Origin of the sequence: Kocuria cellulosilytica, from assembly GCF_040981245.1 — a bacterium.
GTDB classification, from domain to species: domain Bacteria; phylum Actinomycetota; class Actinomycetes; order Actinomycetales; family Micrococcaceae; genus Kocuria; species Kocuria cellulosilytica.
This window is the reverse complement of the sequence record NZ_JAVFWZ010000160.1, coordinates 1-509: the sequence shown is the minus strand read 5'-3', so window position 1 is coordinate 509 and position 509 is coordinate 1. Positions and strand designations below refer to the sequence as shown.

Below are 509 nucleotides of genomic sequence, written 5' to 3'. Positions count from 1 at the left end.
CGTTCGTCCTCCAGCGCCAGGCGCGGCCCGCCCCGGCCGGCACGACGGGAGCCTGACCGTGCGTCTCATGATGGTCTCCTCCGGCGGCGGGCACCTCGCGCAGCTGATGAACCTCGAGGAACTGTGGCGGGCCCACGAGCGGTCCTGGGTCACCTTCGACCTGCCGGAGGTGCACGCCCTGCTCGAGGGCGAGACCACCCACTGGGCCCACTTCCCCACCACCCGCAACATCCCCAACGCCGTCCGCAACGCCGGGCTCGCCTGGAGGCTGCTGCGCGCGGAGCGGCCCGACGCCGTGCTGACCACCGGCGCCGGCGTGTCCGTCCCGTTCTTCCTGGTGGCCCGGCTGCTGGGGATCCGGACGGTCTTCATCGAGTGCTTCGACCGGATCACGATGCCGACCCTCAGCGGGCGCCTGTGCTACCCCCTCTCGGACGTCTTCGCCGTCCAGTGGGAGGAGCAGCGCAAGCACTTCCCCGACGCCGTCAACATCGGCGCGCTGATGTAGC

At 71.5% G+C, this 509-nt stretch carries 1 protein-coding gene; it reads left to right on the top strand.

Features of this window, described 5'->3' with window-relative positions; translation table 11 throughout:
- The coding region (pssD, locus tag RCG67_RS17490; RefSeq protein WP_368828093.1) for a PssD/Cps14F family polysaccharide biosynthesis glycosyltransferase at positions 1-508 on the top strand (508 nt) is incomplete at its 5' end.
- Between the last annotated feature and the right edge of the window lies 1 nt (position 509).